The 16817-nt window shown below is 56.0% G+C and carries 18 protein-coding genes; 6 read left to right on the top strand and 12 right to left on the bottom strand.

What is annotated here, in order from left to right:
• The first annotated feature begins 40 nt into the window (after nt 1-40).
• Entirely contained in the window at nt 41-1012 is a 972-nt protein-coding gene (locus tag L1047_RS07715; RefSeq protein ID WP_235278301.1) for a 30S ribosomal protein S1, read from the top strand.
• A gap of 81 nt (nt 1013-1093) precedes the next feature.
• Here L1047_RS07715 and L1047_RS07710 read toward each other — a convergent pair whose 3' ends face one another.
• The 3 genes from L1047_RS07710 to L1047_RS07700 form a co-directional block, all read right to left on the bottom strand.
• Nucleotides 1094-2134, bottom strand: a complete 1041-nt coding sequence (locus tag L1047_RS07710) for a hypothetical protein (protein WP_235278300.1) — start codon at nt 2132-2134, stop codon at nt 1094-1096.
• 62 nt (nt 2135-2196) lie between these two features.
• Nucleotides 2197-3210 (bottom strand): CobW family GTP-binding protein, encoded by a 1014-nt coding sequence (locus L1047_RS07705; protein WP_235278299.1) that lies wholly within the window; start codon nt 3208-3210, stop codon nt 2197-2199.
• Nucleotides 3211-3384: 174 nt separating this feature from the next.
• The gene (locus L1047_RS07700) at nt 3385-3810 is read right to left on the bottom strand and encodes a VOC family protein (RefSeq protein WP_235278898.1); all 426 of its coding nucleotides are present in this window, start codon (nt 3808-3810) and stop codon (nt 3385-3387) included.
• A gap of 394 nt (nt 3811-4204) precedes the next feature.
• On the opposite strand from L1047_RS07700, the gene topA reads away from it, so the two are divergent.
• The 3 genes from topA to L1047_RS07685 are packed head-to-tail and all read left to right on the top strand — an operon-like array spanning nt 4205 to nt 8695.
• Nucleotides 4205-7003, top strand: a complete 2799-nt coding sequence (gene topA / locus L1047_RS07695) for a type I DNA topoisomerase (RefSeq protein ID WP_235278897.1) — start codon at nt 4205-4207, stop codon at nt 7001-7003.
• Nucleotides 7004-7057: 54 nt separating this feature from the next.
• Entirely contained in the window at nt 7058-7843 is a 786-nt protein-coding gene (locus tag L1047_RS07690; RefSeq protein ID WP_235278298.1) for an HAD family hydrolase, read from the top strand.
• Nucleotides 7844-7846: 3 nt separating this feature from the next.
• Nucleotides 7847-8695 carry a M28 family peptidase gene (locus L1047_RS07685; RefSeq protein ID WP_235278297.1) on the top strand — a complete coding sequence of 283 codons (849 nt, stop codon included), beginning with the start codon at nt 7847-7849 and terminating at the stop codon, nt 8693-8695.
• Nucleotides 8696-8763: 68 nt separating this feature from the next.
• Here L1047_RS07685 and rpsT read toward each other — a convergent pair whose 3' ends face one another.
• Nucleotides 8764-9066, bottom strand: coding sequence for a 30S ribosomal protein S20 (rpsT, locus tag L1047_RS07680; RefSeq protein WP_235278296.1), 303 nt, complete (start codon nt 9064-9066; stop codon nt 8764-8766).
• Nucleotides 9067-9592: 526 nt separating this feature from the next.
• Here rpsT and L1047_RS07675 point away from each other — a divergent pair.
• Nucleotides 9593-10807, top strand: a complete 1215-nt coding sequence (locus L1047_RS07675) for a glycosyltransferase (RefSeq protein WP_235278295.1) — start codon at nt 9593-9595, stop codon at nt 10805-10807.
• Between the two features lie 196 nt (nt 10808-11003).
• Here L1047_RS07675 and dusB read toward each other — a convergent pair whose 3' ends face one another.
• The 5 genes from dusB to rnz form a co-directional block, all read right to left on the bottom strand.
• Nucleotides 11004-12068 (bottom strand): tRNA dihydrouridine synthase DusB, encoded by a 1065-nt coding sequence (dusB, locus tag L1047_RS07670; RefSeq protein WP_235278294.1) that lies wholly within the window; start codon nt 12066-12068, stop codon nt 11004-11006.
• 35 nt (nt 12069-12103) lie between these two features.
• Nucleotides 12104-12319 carry a 30S ribosomal protein S18 gene (rpsR, locus tag L1047_RS07665; RefSeq protein WP_235278293.1) on the bottom strand — a complete coding sequence of 72 codons (216 nt, stop codon included), beginning with the start codon at nt 12317-12319 and terminating at the stop codon, nt 12104-12106.
• 22 nt (nt 12320-12341) lie between these two features.
• A complete protein-coding gene (gene rpmG, locus L1047_RS07660) occupies nt 12342-12536 on the bottom strand; it encodes a 50S ribosomal protein L33 (protein ID WP_235278292.1) in 195 nt (64 codons plus the stop codon).
• A gap of 103 nt (nt 12537-12639) precedes the next feature.
• Nucleotides 12640-13518: an RDD family protein gene (locus tag L1047_RS07655; protein ID WP_235278291.1), complete on the bottom strand. Its 879-nt coding sequence runs from the start codon at nt 13516-13518 to the stop codon at nt 12640-12642.
• Nucleotides 13519-13547: 29 nt separating this feature from the next.
• Entirely contained in the window at nt 13548-14510 is a 963-nt protein-coding gene (rnz, locus tag L1047_RS07650) for a ribonuclease Z (RefSeq protein WP_235278896.1), read from the bottom strand.
• A 123-nt stretch (nt 14511-14633) separates the two neighbouring features.
• Between rnz and L1047_RS07645 the strand changes: the two genes are divergently transcribed.
• On the top strand, nt 14634-15005 hold the full coding sequence (locus L1047_RS07645) for a HesB/IscA family protein (protein WP_328286039.1): 372 nt from the start codon (nt 14634-14636) through the stop codon (nt 15003-15005).
• Nucleotides 15006-15092: 87 nt separating this feature from the next.
• Here L1047_RS07645 and L1047_RS07640 read toward each other — a convergent pair whose 3' ends face one another.
• From L1047_RS07640 to L1047_RS07630, 3 genes are all read right to left on the bottom strand, one after another.
• Complete coding sequence (locus tag L1047_RS07640) at nt 15093-15800, bottom strand: sensor histidine kinase (RefSeq protein ID WP_235278290.1); 708 nt, start codon at nt 15798-15800, stop codon at nt 15093-15095.
• Nucleotides 15801-16301 carry a response regulator gene (locus tag L1047_RS07635; protein WP_235278289.1) on the bottom strand — a complete coding sequence of 167 codons (501 nt, stop codon included), beginning with the start codon at nt 16299-16301 and terminating at the stop codon, nt 15801-15803.
• Nucleotides 16302-16557: 256 nt separating this feature from the next.
• Nucleotides 16558-16806, bottom strand: a complete 249-nt coding sequence (locus tag L1047_RS07630) for an Hpt domain-containing protein (protein WP_235278288.1) — start codon at nt 16804-16806, stop codon at nt 16558-16560.
• Nucleotides 16807-16817: the final 11 nt, after the last annotated feature.

The raw sequence follows: 16817 nt of genomic DNA, 5'->3' as shown, positions 1-16817 counted from the left end.
TGCCCTTTATCCGCGCCGACCGGCCTGCTGCTTCACCACTATGAGTCGATTCACCGCCACTGCTGATGTAGGTTTTACCACCGAGGACTTTGCCGCCCTACTCGATAAGTACGATTATCATTTCAGCCCTGGGGAAATTGTGGCGGGTACAGTGTTTTCGTTGGAGCCGCGTGGTGCGTTGATCGATATTGGGGCCAAAACTGCTGCTTTTCTGCCGTTGCAGGAAATGTCCATTAGCCGGTTGGATGACCCAGAAGAGATGTTGCAGCCGGGGGAGACCCGCGAGTTTTTTATCCTCACCGAAGAGAACGAAGAAGGGCAACTGACTCTCTCCATCCGTCGCATTGAGTACATGCGGGCTTGGGAACGGGTACGGCAGCTGCAAAAAGAAGATGCCACCGTGCGCTCCGCCATTTTTGCCACCAACCGGGGTGGGGCTTTGGTGCGCATCGAGGGGCTGCGGGGCTTTATTCCGGGATCCCACATCAGCACCCGCAAGCCGAAGGAAGATTTGGTGGGTGAAGAATTGCCCCTCAAGTTCTTGGAAGTGGATGAAGATCGCAATCGCCTGGTGTTGAGCCATCGCCGTGCCCTGGTGGAGCGGAAGATGAACAAACTGGAAGTGGGGGAAGTGGTGGTCGGTGCGGTACGCGGCATCAAACCCTACGGCGCCTTCATCGATATTGGCGGCGTTTCCGGCCTATTGCACATTTCCGAGATCTCCCACGATCACATCGATACTCCCCACAGCGTCTTCAACGTCAACGATGAAGTGAAGGTGATGATCATCGACCTGGATGCCGAACGGGGTCGGATTTCGCTATCTACCAAGCAGCTAGAGGCCAATCCTGGCGATATGACCCGCGATCCACAGCTGGTTTACGATGGCGCGGAAGAAATGGCGGCCAAGTATCGCGAGCAAATGCTGGCCGCTAAGCAAGGGCAGCCGGAAGAAGCCCCGGTGGAGGTGGCGGTGGAAGAGTTGGAGTACGCTGGCGCAGCAGTGGATTGATACTGGTTGTGTGACATACGCCCGAGAATATTCCCGAGGAATCCCTGCTCAAACCGCTGGGGATCCCTTTTTTGGCCCCTTTCACAGGGTATAAATTTGCCCATCTATCAACAGATGGGTGATCCCTTTATTTTGCAACTGGCTACGCACAGCCTCCAGAATGTGTCCGGAAAACTGAATCACTCGGTAGGGCGGGTAGGTGTTGCTGCCGCGGCGGCTCATCTCGGAAAAGCGGCGGGCCACCCTGTGGTTGTCGAAGATGGGCAGCGTGTTGGCGCTGTCGATCCCTTCGGCATGAGGGGGCAGGGATCCCAGGTTAAAAAACTCCTTCAGGGGTCGAGTGGCCAGTTCCTGATAGCGGTCAATCACGGCATAACAGGTTTCAGGCGGGATTAGATCTTCTAGGGGCAACACCTGAAATTGGTAGCCTGGCTCGGCCAAGCTAACAGCTTCAGGGGCATCCTCTAGGAAGTAATCTGAGTCTTCATCCTCGTCGTCTTCCAAATCCTCTAGTTCGCTATCTTCGTCAGTTTCGTCTTCTTCTTCCTCTTCATCTTCCAGTTCTTCCTCAAGCTCAGCCGTCAACTCCAATTCCTCCGACTCCAATTCCTCAGAGGGCAGCTTTGGATCCGCGATATCGTCCTCTTCTGCTTCTAAGATTGGAGCTAGATTTATATCAGCTGTTGCATGAGCTGTTGGGGCCACCCTTTCTTCCCTTACGGGGACTGAAGCGGCTTCGGCTTCGGGTTCTGAGGTGAGGGGTAGTACCTGTTGATGTGCTTCAGGATCCCTAGAGCTGGAGGAACGGCTGCGGGTTCGGTTCGAAGCAGGTGTGGCGATAGGCTCAGGCTCTGGAACAGACAAAGGGGGATCGCTAGACACCGGCTCAGGGGGCAGAGACTCTGTGACCTCTTCTCCGGTCTCTTTACGGCGGGCCGCAGAGCGTTTGCTGCTGACCAACTGTTGATATTCATCTGCTTCAATGTTTTCTTTCAGTACACGAGAAATGGTACTGATACTCACCTGAAACTGCTCCGCCAATTCCGCAGCAGTGGCTGGCGACCCCCGGTAGGTGCTGACGATCTGTTGCTGTTCTTGTTCTGAAAGTTTGCTGCGCGCCATAGGGTTCTGCGGGTAAGTCAGATGAAAAAGAGGTAGAAAGCATCCAAAAAGATTGACACCTTTTAGAGGGTAGCCGCTGCTCTACAAACTTGCTTTAGCCCAGCCGCCAGAGGTTCTCGTTGTAAGCCTTTGCCAATCAAGACAATTTTCGACAAACGCGGCTCATTGGGATCCCAGTCTCTCTCCAGAAACAGGGTTTGGCGATGGCCCACCTGATGGAAAATCACCCGCTGGGGCTCATCCAGAATCCACAACACCCCTTTGGCTCGAAAAATATTATCCGGCAGATCTTGTAGCCATTCTTGAAATTCTGCCAGATCCAACGGTTGCTGCAGTTGAAAACTCACCGATTGGATCCCGTCTTCCTGCAGGTGATGGCTGTGGTGGTGCTCATCTGTTGGCGTCAGCAGCGGGGAGCCCTTGGGATGGAGAGGATGAGGGTCTTCTGTCTCTGTATGGGGATCCCATAGCTCCGGCTGAAAGGCATGGACATCTAAAATGCGAGCCAAGGGCACCTGGGCGTGGGTGGTGAGCAGGCATGGAGCATCCGGGTTGTAGCGACGCACATCCGACACAATCCGATCCCGTTCTGCTTCTGTAATCAAATCCACTTTGTTAAGCAACAAAATATCGGCGCTGCTAATTTGATGGGCTGCGGTTTGGGAGTGCTGAAAATTATGCCAATATTCGGGGCCATCCACCAACGTCACCACCCCATCCAAGCGCAGATCTTCGTGAAAAGCCCTCTGCACAAACAGCTCGGTCACCTGCCTGGGATCCGCTACACCACTGGTTTCCACTACTAAATAGTCCAACTCTTCGGTGCGCTTGAGCAGTTCTCGCGCCGCCCGTTCAAAGTCGTCTCGTACCGTGCAGCACAGACAACCATTGCTCAGTTGCATTAGCCCTTCTGGGGGCATATTCACCAGCTCGCCATCAATAGAAATTTCGCCAAATTCATTCAGGATCACACCAATGCGCAACCCATGCTCCTCCTGCAAAATGCGTTTGAGCAGTGTGGTTTTGCCACTCCCCAAAAAGCCCGTCAAGATGGTGACCGGAAGTTGAGCCTTCATGAATCCACTTGCCAGCAGGTTTCGAAAAGGTTTGCTAGTAAGGCTTTACCAGCTTAGCCCCAAGGGTGCCCCTTCTTCCCAAATCCCTAGATCCTGGATATCTCTTTTGAGTCTTGTTTGACTCTTCGCGACCCCACGTAGATCAGCGGATGATCCCCTGGGTTAGGCAACCCATTAGCCCTGCTCCATTTCAGGGGATCCCTGGGGGTAGAGCAACTCTATCGGCAGGCCATCCGGATCGGCGATGAAGGCCACTTGATAGGTTTGTGGGCCAATCTGTTGCGGATGGGGGGAGAGAAGGATCTGTAACGGTACCCGCGCTTGTAGACGTTCCAAATAGGCAGACAGGGATCCCCACTCAGAGCCGATTTCGATGGAGGGATGGTAATAGCCCACATAGTGGGGATCCCCAAAGGGATCCGGGGCAGGGTGAGGCTCGGGCACCTGCAGCAACTCCAACCGTCCCCACGGCCCCACCATCCAGCAGGCAAGGGTCATGCCCGTGGTAAAGCGTTCCTCGATGGCAAATCCTAGCCCCTCATAAAAGGCAATGGATCGGAAAATGTCAGCAGCACGAATCGAAAAATGGTGCAGTTTCATAGTCATGTGGAGGGGCTAGAGGAGGGCAAACTTTTTAGAGTGATCACCCCTACAGCTTTTCCCACTTCACAGAGGTTCTGAGGCAGCCCAAAATCTCCTAGGGGGTTATCCTGTACGAACTCTAACAGGTAAGGAGTTCCCTCCCGCTGTGCAGTCGCAACAGCATGCCCCTACCCAGATTCGTTGCAGTAGCCCGTACCGCTCATGTGACGACGCGACGGCCACAAGGCCGGAAAAAGCTGCAACCGCTAGTCAAGTGCAAATAGACTTGCTACGCTCCAGAAAAGCAACCAATGATCCCTGAGCACCTTTAGGGTGTAGGGTGCGCTGTACCGAACTGGATCCCCACCGCAGGGGAGCAGAACAGGCTGAGTCGATTACTCCCAACATCATCATGTCCAAGCTTGTCATCGTCGAATCTCCCACCAAAGCCCGTACCATCCGGGGGTTCTTGCCCGCTGGCTATGAGGTGCAGGCCTCAATGGGGCATGTGCGGGATCTGCCCGATTCGGCAGCCGAGATTCCAGAGGAGGTGAAGGGGGAAGACTGGAGCCGTCTGGGGGTGAATGTGCGGGCGGATTTTGAGCCCCTCTACGTGATCCCCAAAGATAAGAGGAAGGTCGTCAAAGAACTGAAGGATGCCCTGAAAAAAGCTGATGAACTGATTCTGGCCACAGACGAAGACCGAGAAGGGGAGAGCATTAGCTGGCACCTGCAACAAATCTTAAAACCCAAAGTACCCACCCGCCGCATGGTCTTCCACGAGATCACCCGCGAGGCGATTCAACAGGCGCTGCAAAACTGCCGTGAGGTGGATGAGCAACTGGTACGAGCCCAAGAAACCCGCCGCATTCTAGATCGCCTGGTGGGTTACACCCTATCGCCGCTGCTCTGGAAAAAAATTGCCCCCAAACTTTCGGCAGGGCGGGTACAGTCGGTGGCGGTCAAGCTCTTGGTGGATCGGGAGCGGCAACGGCGGGCCTTCAAAAAGGGATCCTATTGGGATCTAAGGGCGGAGCTGCGGCAAAACCAAACCCCTTTTCCAGCGGAGCTGGTGAACCTCGCCGGCAAACGTCTGGCCACCGGACAGGACTTCGATGAAAATACGGGCCAAATAGCCGCTGGGCGGGATGTAGTGCTGCTGGATCAGGCTCAAGCAGAAGCCCTACACGCTCGACTCTTGAGCAAAACCTGGATCGTTAGCTCGGTGGAAGAGCGCCCCTCCACCCGCAAGCCTGCCCCTCCCTTTACCACCTCCACGCTGCAGCAGGAGGCCAACCGCAAGTTGCACCTGTCAGCCCAACAGACGATGCGCATCGCCCAAAAGCTCTACGAAGAGGGCTATATCACCTACATGCGTACTGACTCGGTGCATCTGTCGGATCAGGCCATCAGTGCCGCCCGTGCCTGTGTGTCATCCATGTACGGCAAGGAATACCTCAGCCCCAAACCCCGTCAGTACACCACCAAAGCCAAAGGGGCCCAGGAAGCCCACGAAGCCATTCGTCCCGCCGGATCCGAATTTCGCCTGCCCAACCAAACCCCCCTTTCGGGTCAGGAGCTGGCCCTCTATGACCTAATCTGGAAGCGCACCGTCGCCAGCCAAATGGCAGAGGCACGGCAAACCCACACTACCGTCTTGATTGGGGTGGAAGATGCGGTCTTTCGGGCCAGCGGCAAGCGCATTGATTTTCCTGGCTTTTTCCGCGCCTACGTGGAGGGATCCGACGACCCCGATGCCGCCCTCGAAGATCGGGAAGTGCATTTGCCCCTCTTGCGCCAAGGGGATCATCCCGAATGTCAGAAGCTAGAACCCGTTGGCCACGAAACCCAGCCCCCGGCCCGTTTTACGGAAGCCTCGTTGGTTAAGGTGTTAGAAAGTGAAGGGATTGGCCGCCCTAGCACCTACGCCACCATCCTCAACACCATCGTCAGTCGGGGCTACGTCAAACCGATGGGCAACGCTCTGGTGCCTACCTATACCGCCTTCGCCGTCACCGACCTGTTGGAAAAACACTTCCCCGATCTGGTGAACACCCGTTTCACCGCCAAGATGGAGCAAACCCTAGACGACATTGCCTCCGGGCAGGCGGAGTGGTTGCCCTATTTGCGCCATTTCTTTTTGGGGGAGCAAGGTCTAGAGGGGCAGGTGAAGGCCCGCGAGTCGGAAATTGATTCTGGGTTGGCCCGCTCCATTCAGCTGGAGAACTTGCCCGTCAAAATCGGCATCGGTCCCTATGGCCCCTATGTGGCCGTGGAAAATGGCACCGGAGAGGTGCGCGCCAATCTGCCGGAGGATATTCCACCCGCCGATTTGAGCGAAGAGCAGGTGGTGGAGCTGATCAAACTCAAGCAGGAAGGCCCCAAACCCATCACCTTTCACCCGGAAACCCAAGAGCCGGTTTATGTGGTGCCGCAGGGCCCCTATGGCCCCTATGTACAGTTGGGAGATGTCTCGGAAGACAATAAAAAACCCAAGCGCACTTCCCTCCCCAAGGGGCTGAAGCCAGATCAGGTTACCCCAGAGATCGCGTTGGGGTTGCTCAGCTTGCCCCGCACCCTTGGCGAACACCCAGAGTCGGGGAAAAAAGTGCAGGCGGGCATTGGTCGCTTCGGCCCCTATGTGGTTTGTGATGGGGATTTCCGCTCTCTACCTGCTGGTGACGATGTACTGACTGTGGACTTTGAGCGGGCCTTAGAGCTGCTTGCCCAACCCAAAAAGGGTCGCGGACGTGGATCTGCCAAACCCCTGCGGGAGCTGGGATCCCATCCCGACGACGGGGAGCCGGTCAATTTGCACAACGGCCCCTATGGGTTGTACGTCAAGCATGGCAAGGTGAATGCCTCTCTACCAAAAGAGATGCCCGCCGAAGAAGCCACTCTAGAGATTGCTCTACAGGTGCTGGCGGAAAAAGAAGGGAGCTCCAAAGGGAAAGGGCGCTCAGCAGCCAAAGCCAGTGCCAGCCAATCTGCAAGCAAAACCCAGGGGAAAAGCACCACCAAGGCCAAAGCTACCCCCAGCAGTGCCCGCAAAAGCACCGCCGGCCAAGCCCAGAAAGCTAAGGACTCTGTCCCGCGGACGCGAACGACCACCAACACTCCTAACACTACCAAGGATCCCCAGGGCAATGGCGCCGCCCAAGCCGGATCCCGTTCCGCCATTTTGAAGATCACGCCTAAAGCCCGGGTTTGAATGGGGATCTCCCAGCTGCGGTAACATGGGGTCGCCCTTTTGGATCGTTGGCCGATGCAACTGCAAGCTTTGATCTTCGATGTGGACGGTACTCTGGCGGATACGGAGCGAGATGGCCATCGTGTCGCCTTTAATGCGGCTTTCACGGAGGCAGGCCTAGATTGGCAGTGGTCGGTGGAACTGTACGGCCAGTTGCTGGCTGTGACCGGGGGCAAAGAGCGGATCCGCCACTTCATCGACACGGAACACCCTCCGCTCCCGCAAGGGTCAGACTTGACAGACCTAATTGCCCGGCTGCATAAGGCTAAAACCCGCCACTACACCGCTCTATTGGCCCAGGGTGGGATCCCCTTGCGAACTGGGGTCAAGCGCTTTTTACAGGAGGCGAAAACCGCCGGGATCCGGTTGGCCATTGCCACCACCACCACCCCTGAAAATGTCACGGCCTTGCTAGAGCACACCCTACCGGAGAGCTTGCAGTGGTTTGAGGTGATTGCCGCCGGAGATATCGTTCCCGCCAAGAAGCCTGCCCCGGATATTTATCACTACACCCTGGAAACTATGGGCCTGCGCCCACAGGATTGTCTAGCTTTTGAAGACTCCCACAATGGGCTACTTTCTGCTCAACAGGCTGGGATCCCAACCGTGGTGACGGTAAATGGCTATACCCAAGCGCAGGTGTTTTCCGGGGCGGCTCTGGTGCTGGATCATCTTGGTGAACCGGGGGAGCCCTTTCAGGTGTTAAGGGGAACGGCGGGATCCCATCGCTATTTCACCCTAGAGCTGGCCCAACAAGTGCATGCCCAGTTTTTCAACCCCAATTCCAAACCTGTGAGCTAGGGGATGACAGAGGTTGAGGCGCTCAAACATCGCCTAGAAGGCCATTTGGAGCAAGTGGCTCGTCCGCGGGATCCCGATTGGTCGCCTTTGGGCCATCGTCAGGTGGAGCAGTATGTCGAGGAACAGTTGTCTCAGTGGGGATCCCTAGAAGAATTTCGGTTTGAGTACTTTCGTCGCACTCATGGCAATTGGATCTTGAAATTGCCGGGATCCAACCCAAGACGGGATCCGATTCTGATCGGGGCACATTTTGATGCGGTGCCAGAATCTCCCGGAGCGGATGACAATGCCAGTGGTGTAGCAGTTTTGCTGGAGCTGGCCCGAGATTTTGCCCAGGATCCCCCCTGTTCCCCCCTTTGGCTGGTGGCCTTTGATCTGGAGGAACGCGGTCTGGTGGGCAGTACCGCCTACGCACAATTTCTCAAACGGCAAGGGCAGCCCCTGCGGCTGATGCTGTCGTTGGAGATGGTGGGCTACCGGGATCCAACGGCAGGTTCACAACGCTACCCTGCCGGACTGGAGCGGTTCTACCCAGATCGGGGGGATTACATCGGTCTGATCGGCAACTGGTTGACACTGCCGGATTTGCTGCGCCTTCAAAGGAGCATGAACAAAGTCGGGATCCCTTGCCAGTGGCTGCCTGTCGGGCAGCGAGGGTGGATGGTTCCCAGTACTCGGCGCAGCGATCACGCTCCCTTCTGGGATGAGGGCTATCGAGCCGTTTTGGTCACCGATACCGCCGATCTGCGCAACCCCCACTACCACAAGCTCAGCGACAGCCTAAAAACCCTGGATCGAGACTTTCTTGTCGGGGTGTGTCAGGGCCTTATGGCCGGGCTTCGCCACCTGTAATGTCGGCTAATATCGGCCTTCTCAGCAATTCCCAAAACCTTACAGGGTCGTTGAGCAAAGGCTTAGGTCTAAGAAGCTCCTGCGGAGGCCGTGGCCAATTTCACCACCCGGGCCAGGCGAGCCTTACGACGGGCCGCCGTGTTCTTGTGCAACACGCCGGTTTTAGCCGCTTTGTCGATGCGGCTGAAGGCCGCGCTCATGGCTGATTGAATTTCTTGCAGAGTTTCTTGCTGTTGGTTGGCGGCGTAGGCATCCGACAGAGAGAGCACTTTCTTCATCAGACCGCGCACCGTTGCCTTGGTGGCCTTGTTGCGCAACCGATTACGCTCTGCGATCTGAACGCGCTTAATGGCAGATTTGATGCGTGGCATGGCTGGAAAGAGAAACTGTAGCGGAGATCTAGCATACCATTAGAGCTGTGAGTCTCACCAGTCCCTGGTTGGCCTTGACCGCCTTACGCGATGGGATCCCGATTTTCAGACCAGACCCCCTGTTGGCGAGTATAAATGCGGGAATATCACGGTGGGAAAAGCAGCAAGTCTTTTTGAGTCGGCGCAGCCTGATCACCTAGGAGCAGGTTTTGCAGCCTGGTGATCCCCTCTAGGCATGGGGACAGGGTCGGCAGGCAAAACAGGGTACAGTGCTACAGCCGGAGTTGCTTTCCGATCGGCTCGGATCCCACTACCTGGGCCAAGGTTGGCTGTTTGTTGTACCGGGGGGTGGCCTGTTTTGGGGGATGCTCTCCTGTTTATTGGGGATATGAGTTGTCCGTGTTAGCCTGAGGAGCTCTTGGTTCTGGAGGAGGACACGGTTGTAGAAAACCCGTGTAAGGGCTGCAGGAGTAAATCGATGTCAACAACCGCACCCACAAGGGGATGCGGTTTCTCGGAGAAGATTATGAACGGGATCCCTGGTTGGACATTCGATGCGCTGGCCCTGACTGTGCTGGTGTTGCAGGTGCCGATGGTGTTGGTTTTGTTGGCCCGCCTATTACCCTCGTTGCGTCGGCCTGCCCCTTTGCCAGCGGATCCACCCGATTTTCCCGCTCTGCCCGGCTCGGTAAGCGTGATCGTGCCCACCTTGAATGAAGCGGAGCGGATCGATCCCTGTTTACAGGGTCTGCATGCTCAGGGATCCGCTCTGCGGGAGGTGCTGGTGGTGGATAGCCGCTCTCAAGATGGAACCCCGGAGAAGGTTTGGGCGATGGCCACACGGGATCCCCGCTTTCGGCTGGTCACGGATGATCCTTTGCCAACGGGATGGGTGGGTCGCCCCTGGGCCTTGCACTACGGGTTTCTCAAGTCGGATCCCACTTCTGAGTGGATCTTGGGCATCGATGCCGATACCCGCCCGCAGCCAGGGTTGGTGGAGCGCTTGCTGGAAACCGCTCAAAACCAAGGGTTTGACCTAATCACCTTGGCACCGCAGTTTATCTTGCAGCACTGGGGAGAAGGCTGGCTGCAACCGGCTCTTTTGGTCACCCTGATTTATCGCTACGGGGCAGCAGGGGATCCCGCCACTCTCCCGGAACGGACGATGGCTAATGGGCAATGTATGCTGGTGCGGCGGTCGGTACTGGAATCTATGGACGGCTACACAGTGGCACGGGCCTCGTTTTGTGATGATGTGACCTTGGTCCGGCAGATCGCGGTAGCGGGCTTCAAAGTGGGCTTTTGGGATGGTCGGCATTTGCTCAAGGTGCGCATGTATACTTCTTTCAGGGAAACCTGGAGGGAATGGGGTCGTTCGCTGGATTTGAAAGATGCGACCCCAGCCCCACAGTTGTGGGGAGATGTGGTTCTGCTGGTTCTTACGCAAGGGATCCCTTGGGTAACAGTTTTGGGGTTATTGGGCGCAGCCGGGATAGGGCTTCCCTTCTCCCTAACGGAGTCGTTGTTGCTGGGGTTGAACCTGGGGCTGATCGCCTTCCGGTTTAGGTTGCTTGCGGGCATTCGGGGTTCTTATCAGGATCCCCCCTGGACGTTCTGGCTTTCCCCTCTGGCGGATCCCTTGGCAGTGTTAAGGATTGTTCTGTCTGCTCTCAGTCGGCCCCGGTCTTGGCGAGGACGCACTTACAGTGTTTCTCGGTCTTCCAGTCCTCATGAGTCTTGAGTCTCAATGAGGTGCAGTCAAATCTTGAGATCCACAACTACGGGATCCTTCAGGCAACTTTGGCAGAGATTCAGAAGAGAGCAGATCCAGAACAGGATCAGTATTACAGCCTTTTCCGACTTTACACAGGCTCTTGAGCTAGGCAAAAAACCTTATGGAGCAAGGGATTGAGCTGAATCTGCTATATTCTCCTATATCAGGTAACGCTGGAAAAGGCTGTATCCTGGTTATCCTTGTTACCCTGGGATCCCTCTTGGCAGCGTTCCATGGCTTGCAGCAGTAGAGCTTCCCCTTCTTGCAAGGTTTCAATGCGGCACAACAGGGCGCGAAATTGGGAGGCCCCGGCAAAGTCCTTGATATACCAGGTCATGTGCTTACGGGCCTGGCGGATCCCGCGTTCTCCCTTATATTCCCAGAGGCCGCGCAGGTGTTCTAAAGCCATTTGAATGCGATCCAGGGGAGTTGGGGCTGGCTTTTCTTGCCCAGTTTTGAGGAAGTGATCCACTTCCCCCACCAAAAAGGGGTAACCCATGGTGCCGCGTGAGCACATCACCCCATCCGCTCCGGTTTCCTCGAGGCATTTCACCGCTGCTGCCGCCGAGAAAATATCTCCATTGGCGATCACCGGAACGTGCAGGTGTTGCTTCACTCGGCGGATCCAGTCCCAACGGGCAGTTCCGTTAAAACCTTGGGCGCGGGTACGACCATGCAAGGTCAGCAGCTGGGCTCCTGCCTCCTGCAAACGATGGGCAAAATCCAAAATCGTAATCTCTTGATCCGACCAGCCCAAGCGAGTTTTGACCGTGACGGGCACATTTACCGCCGCCACCACCGCCTCCACAATGCGGGCAGCCATGTCCGGATCCTTTAACAACGAAGAGCCACCGCCATTTTTGGTGATCTTGTTCACCGGGCAGCCCATGTTGATATCGACGATGGTTGCCCCTTCGTCTACCGCCATGCGGGCCGCTTCCGCCAAAAAGTGAGGTCGACAGTCAAACAGTTGAATGCCGATCGGAGCCTCCCCCTCCCCCACTTCCATGATGCGGGGCAAATCGCGGGCGTAGTGCAACCCTGTCGCATTCACCATTTCGGTGTAAACCACGCTCTCGGGGGCCAAACGACGCACCAAGCCTCGAAAAACCTTATCCGTCACCCCCGACAACGGTGCCTGAAACACGCGGCTATCCACCTTTACCCCACCAATATCTAGCGGTTGGGCCAGTCGGGCTTGCAGTTCTGGCGAGAGAGTCAGGCTCATGGGAAGGGATCCCAGAACAGAAGAAGCGCGGAGGGTTATCCCTCTTTGTTGACGAAGTAAAGCAGACCCATAATCCGTGCCCGTTTGATCGCCACGGTTAGATCCCGTTGCTGCTTGGCGGTAAGGCCGGTAATGCGGCGGGGCAGGATTTTACCACGTTCGGTCACAAATTTTTTGAGGAGTTCAATATCCGTGAACTTGATCGGATCTCCAGGCTTGATGGGAGACATGCGGCGGCGGGAATAAACCATAGGGCAGCAGGGATAAAAGGAACTACTTGATCTCTTTGTGGATGGTGTGACGGTTGCAGTGGGGGCAGAATTTCTTCAGCTCCAAGCGGGCCGTGGTGTTGCGGCGATTTTTGGTGGCGGTGTAGCGGTTTACACCCGGAGAACGTTTGTCAGCGTTGGTACGGCACTCCGTACACTCTAGGTTAATGATGATGCGGACACCTTTTGCTTTGGCCATGACGGATCCCAGACTGAGGTGAGAGGCTAGCAAGACTCAGAAGCTACCCGAACTTCGGGCCGCAACCGAGCGTTCATAATTACAAACGCAATTGCAAGCGCAATCACCAATTATCTAACTTTTCTTTGACAGAATCAACCCAGTTTTTCACCTGTTTGCCAGTTTGTTGCCGTAGACTGCGGGTATTTTGATCCATATCTTTGCCCAGACGCTGCACCTGTTTGGAGAGATCGCGCACGGTATCGTTGCGTTGGGCTTGGCTCAATAGGTCACGGGCAGCAGATTTCACATCTTCGGCAGCATCTCCCTCTAGGATCCCCTGCAAAAACTGCATCGCCTTTTCATCCAGGTGGTAGCCCTGCTCCGCTTCCACCACCAAGGTGCGCCCAGCGCGATCGTGAATGGTTTGGCGTTTTTCTTTATCGAAAGCAGCAAACAGACCATCGGCAGCCAGCGGTACCAACAGGGCTTCGGTGAGCAGAAACAGCGATAGGACACTCTCGCGGGCCAGCGAGCGGATCAGGTGCGGCGAGGTCTCGGTTTCCGGATCCAGGGTTTTGATGTTCAGCAACCACTTGCCGAGGCTTTGTCCTTCAGGCCGGGATTGAAAATAACCTCGGTTCACCAGCCAAACGGCAAAGAAGGCCACGTAGCCGGTCATATCCACCGCCCCAGCATTGGCTCCAAACAGTGATGCCAGGCCCTGAGCCAGGTAGGAAGCTCCCAAACCCACCCCAAAATCCAGGGCAAAAGCACCAATCCGTTTGCGCCAGGAGGCCAATTTCGGGATCGTCTCTACCGGAGCAGTCTGCGGAGCTGTGGCAGTTTGCGGGGCTGGTCGTTCGGTCTCCACGGGGCGCAGAGGGGCAGGGGTCGGGAGGGCGCTCAAGGTTTGCCACTCGCTGGAGCGCTGATCCAGCTGATCGGTTTTGGGCCGTTCTGGAAATTTGGGTCGTTCGGGATAAGGTCTGGGATCCGTCATCGCTGGTGTAGACAGTCAGTCCTACTATTCTAGCGAGGCAGGCCTACAGAGAGAGGAGCTGGGATCCGACGGGGGATTTCGTAGGTGAGGCGGTCGTAGGCCAACAGCGTATTCGGGAAAATCGCCTGGGCCTCCGCCAGCAGATCTGCCAATGTAATCGAGGCCTCTGGATGATAGCGGGGGCTGAAGTGGGTGAGCATCAGGGCTTGAGCTTTGGCCTCGGCTGCCACCTGGGCTGCCATAGCAGCTGTAGAGTGTTTGGCGCGACGGGCCAGTTCCCGATCGGCTTCGGCGTAGGTGGCCTCATGAATTACCAAATCGGCAGCCCGAGACAGATCCACGGCATTGCGACAAAAGCTCGTGTCGGTACAGTAGGAGAACTTGCGACCCGGAATCGGCTCCCCGACATAATCACGGCCATGGAAGGATTGGCCTTGCCAGGTGATGGATTGGCCGGCCTTCAGTTGCCCGTACAGGGGGCCGAAAGGGATCCCGTCCGCTTGTGCTTTAGCAACATCGAAACTGCCGGGCCGATCCTGTTCCACTACCCGATAGCCAAAGGCCGGCACCCGGTGATCCAACGGTGCACAGAAGACTGAGTATTCTGGTTCTTGTAGGATCAGCCCAGTTTCTACAGTGTGAATGTGGAACGGATAGGGGATCCGCGTTTCGCTGTAGCGCAGCACTGCCTTGAGATAATCTTCCAAGCCGGGTGGGCCATAGGCATCGATGCGTTCGGGGGTACTGCCCAGGCCACAGGAGGCCAACAACCCCGGCAGACCGTAAATGTGATCGCCGTGCATGTGGGTGATGAAAATGCGGCGCAGTTGGCTGGGGCGCAACTCGTCTAGGCGCAACAACTGGTGCTGAGTGCCCTCTCCACAATCGAACAGCCACCATTCCGACCGCTGTGGAAACTGCACCGCAATCCCGGAGACATTGCGTTGACGGGTGGGCAAGCCGGAGCTGGTGCCCAAAAAGGTAACCCGAATGGCGTTGGGATCCGTCACGGGGGCAAACATTAAGAATGGGGATTCCTAGCTTATCAACAGCCAGGATCAGGCAAGCGGAATCTGAGGGCTGCCCAAAACCCCTGATAGGATGAAAGGTAAGATGTGAGCTTTCCCGCCATGATCACCGTTACCGATAGCGCCGTACAAGAATTGAAGCGCCTGCGCAGCAAGTACGAAAAAGAGGGATCCGAGCCGATTTTGCGCTTGGGGGTGAAACCCAGTGGCTGTTCTGGCCTTTCTTATGTGATGAACTTTGAGCCTCATTCCAATCCCGACGATCAAACCTTTGATTTTGATGGCATCCGGGTGGCAGTGGATCCCTTGAGCATGACCCTGATCAGCGGTATCACCATCGATTTTTCTGAGGATTTGCTGGGGGGCGGCTTCCGCTTCAAGAATCCCAATGCCGTCGCCAGTTGTGGTTGTGGTACCTCTTTTGCGACTTCCGAAACCGCTGCTGTTGCCAGCCACTGAAGCTAACCCTAGTCGAAATCCCCCTTCATCCCTGCCTCTGAAAGAACTGGAAAGGGGGTTGAGGTGAGTTGAGGAGTTGGGAGCGGGTCACTTTAGGTCTGGCAGCCTGAGGATAAACCACGTCCATTCCGCTTGGCTGGTGACCCGGATCTGCCCCTGTAGATACTCCACCCACTGCTTCACCAAAGCCAACCCCAAGCCACTCCCCTGTTGGGCCCAGGGATCCGCAGAGGAGATTCGATAAAAGCGATCAAACAGGCGAGGCAACTGGTCAGCCTCGATTTGGGCGGTGTTCCCGACCTTGAACTCAAACCCTGCTGGAACCGGCTGAATCTCTAGGCAAATCGTTCCCCCCGGCTGGGTAAATTTGCAGGCATTCTCTAGGAGTTCCTGCAAAATCTGGCTGAGGTGCTGCAAATGAGTACGAATCACCGCTGCAGGCGGCGGATTGGTGATCTTTAGGGTTAGGTGTTGCGCCTGTGTCCGCTCCTGTACTGAGGCAAGCAGGCTCACCCAAAAATCGTTCAGATCAATGGCGGAGACAGAAGCCGCCAGATCCTTGGTTTCTAGACGTTGCAAATCCAGCAATTTATTGATCAAGCTGATCTCAACATGGCATTCCTCTAGAGCAATGCGGTGGTATTGCTGTTGTTTCTCGTTTAGGGGTGTGCGGCCCAAAAGTTGTAGCGCCAGTTCCACCTTGGTCAGGGGGGTGCGCAGCTCGTGGGAGACGGTAGCCAGAAAGTCATCCTTGAGGCGATGCAGTTGTTGCAGACCCTCCACTTGGCAGGCCAACTAGGCAGTGCGCTCCTTGACTTTTTCTTCCAGGGCTTGGTTGAGTTTCCGTAAGTGATGATGGGCACGGCTAACTTCAAGCAAATAACGAATGCGTTGCTTCAACACCGGCCAGTAAATGGGTTTGGGGATATAGTCGGTGGCGCCTGCAGCAAAGGCCTCGGCTACAGAGGTTTCATCATCGAGAGCAGTCACCATCAGAACCGGCAAATCTGGGTTTTGAGCACGGAGACGACGGCAACACTCAAACCCATCCAACTGCGGCATAACCGCATCTAGCAACACTATATCCGGCAGCCGGGCAGTAAAAGTCTCCAAACAGCTCTCCCCATTGCTGGCCTCGATCATCCTATAGCCCTCTTTGCTCATGACATGGCGGATCAACAGCCGTTGGCTAGGGTCATCGTCGGCAATCAACAGCAATGGCTGGGTCTGGACAGAGAAGGTCTCACCCAAGCCCGAGGATGGGCCAGGATCTACAGTCAAATTGATGGTGTGCATTAGGGGATCCCTAGCAGCAGGGGCTGAATCTGTGCAGGGCTCCATCTGGGGTACCTCTGGGTTAACAGCTGAAATGACAGGACAAAGATTCAGCGGATCAGGGGTCGGCATAGGGAGGGAATGAAATGATTGGTTCAGTATGGACAAGCCAGGCTAAGAGTAACGCGCTGGTCTTCAGCTTGTAGTGGGTTTTGTAGTGGGTTTAACAGTGATGGTAGGTGATCCCAGTCTATCGATTCTGTGCGGGTCAGTGCCTCTATCTCTTGGCAGAGCTGGGCCAATCCTTTCGCTCCCCCACTCCCAGGATGCTGCTGCTGCCTTTGAACCGATGCGCCAGACGGAACAGAGCCTCAGGAGCTCGCTGGGTCAGGGCCGCTTGCAGGGATCCCATCCGGGTCTGTCCCTTCCTTTTGATCAGGCTTTGTAGAACTGCTTGATCCTTCAGGCCCATCACCGTTTTCAGGGCCTTGAGAGTGGCGGTATCAATCGGGCTTATTTCCGACAAGCTGTCTGTAG

Origin of the sequence: Synechococcus sp. Nb3U1 (assembly GCF_021533835.1) — a bacterium.
In the GTDB taxonomy this organism is placed as follows: domain Bacteria; phylum Cyanobacteriota; class Cyanobacteriia; order Thermostichales; family Thermostichaceae; genus Thermostichus.
Note: the sequence above shows the minus strand (reverse complement) of the source record. Positions and strands in the feature narration are given on the sequence as shown.

What these genes read in the sequence shown, in the direction of transcription:
- L1047_RS07715 (WP_235278301.1), top strand. Translation starts at nt 41, where the DNA reads ATGAGTCGATTCACCGCCACTGCTGATGTAGGTTTTACCACCGAGGAC.
- L1047_RS07710 (WP_235278300.1), bottom strand. Translation starts at nt 2,134, where the DNA reads ATGGCGCGCAGCAAACTTTCAGAACAAGAACAGCAACAGATCGTCAGC.
- L1047_RS07705 (WP_235278299.1), bottom strand. Translation starts at nt 3,210, where the DNA reads ATGAAGGCTCAACTTCCGGTCACCATCTTGACGGGCTTTTTGGGGAGT.
- L1047_RS07700 (WP_235278898.1), bottom strand. Translation starts at nt 3,810, where the DNA reads ATGAAACTGCACCATTTTTCGATTCGTGCTGCTGACATTTTCCGATCC.
- topA (WP_235278897.1), top strand. Translation starts at nt 4,205, where the DNA reads ATGTCCAAGCTTGTCATCGTCGAATCTCCCACCAAAGCCCGTACCATC.
- L1047_RS07690 (WP_235278298.1), top strand. Translation starts at nt 7,058, where the DNA reads ATGCAACTGCAAGCTTTGATCTTCGATGTGGACGGTACTCTGGCGGAT.
- L1047_RS07685 (WP_235278297.1), top strand. Translation starts at nt 7,847, where the DNA reads ATGACAGAGGTTGAGGCGCTCAAACATCGCCTAGAAGGCCATTTGGAG.
- rpsT (WP_235278296.1), bottom strand. Translation starts at nt 9,066, where the DNA reads ATGCCACGCATCAAATCTGCCATTAAGCGCGTTCAGATCGCAGAGCGT.
- L1047_RS07675 (WP_235278295.1), top strand. Translation starts at nt 9,593, where the DNA reads ATGAACGGGATCCCTGGTTGGACATTCGATGCGCTGGCCCTGACTGTG.
- dusB (WP_235278294.1), bottom strand. Translation starts at nt 12,068, where the DNA reads ATGAGCCTGACTCTCTCGCCAGAACTGCAAGCCCGACTGGCCCAACCG.
- rpsR (WP_235278293.1), bottom strand. Translation starts at nt 12,319, where the DNA reads ATGGTTTATTCCCGCCGCCGCATGTCTCCCATCAAGCCTGGAGATCCG.
- rpmG (WP_235278292.1), bottom strand. Translation starts at nt 12,536, where the DNA reads ATGGCCAAAGCAAAAGGTGTCCGCATCATCATTAACCTAGAGTGTACG.
- L1047_RS07655 (WP_235278291.1), bottom strand. Translation starts at nt 13,518, where the DNA reads ATGACGGATCCCAGACCTTATCCCGAACGACCCAAATTTCCAGAACGG.
- L1047_RS07635 (WP_235278289.1), bottom strand. Translation starts at nt 16,301, where the DNA reads ATGCACACCATCAATTTGACTGTAGATCCTGGCCCATCCTCGGGCTTG.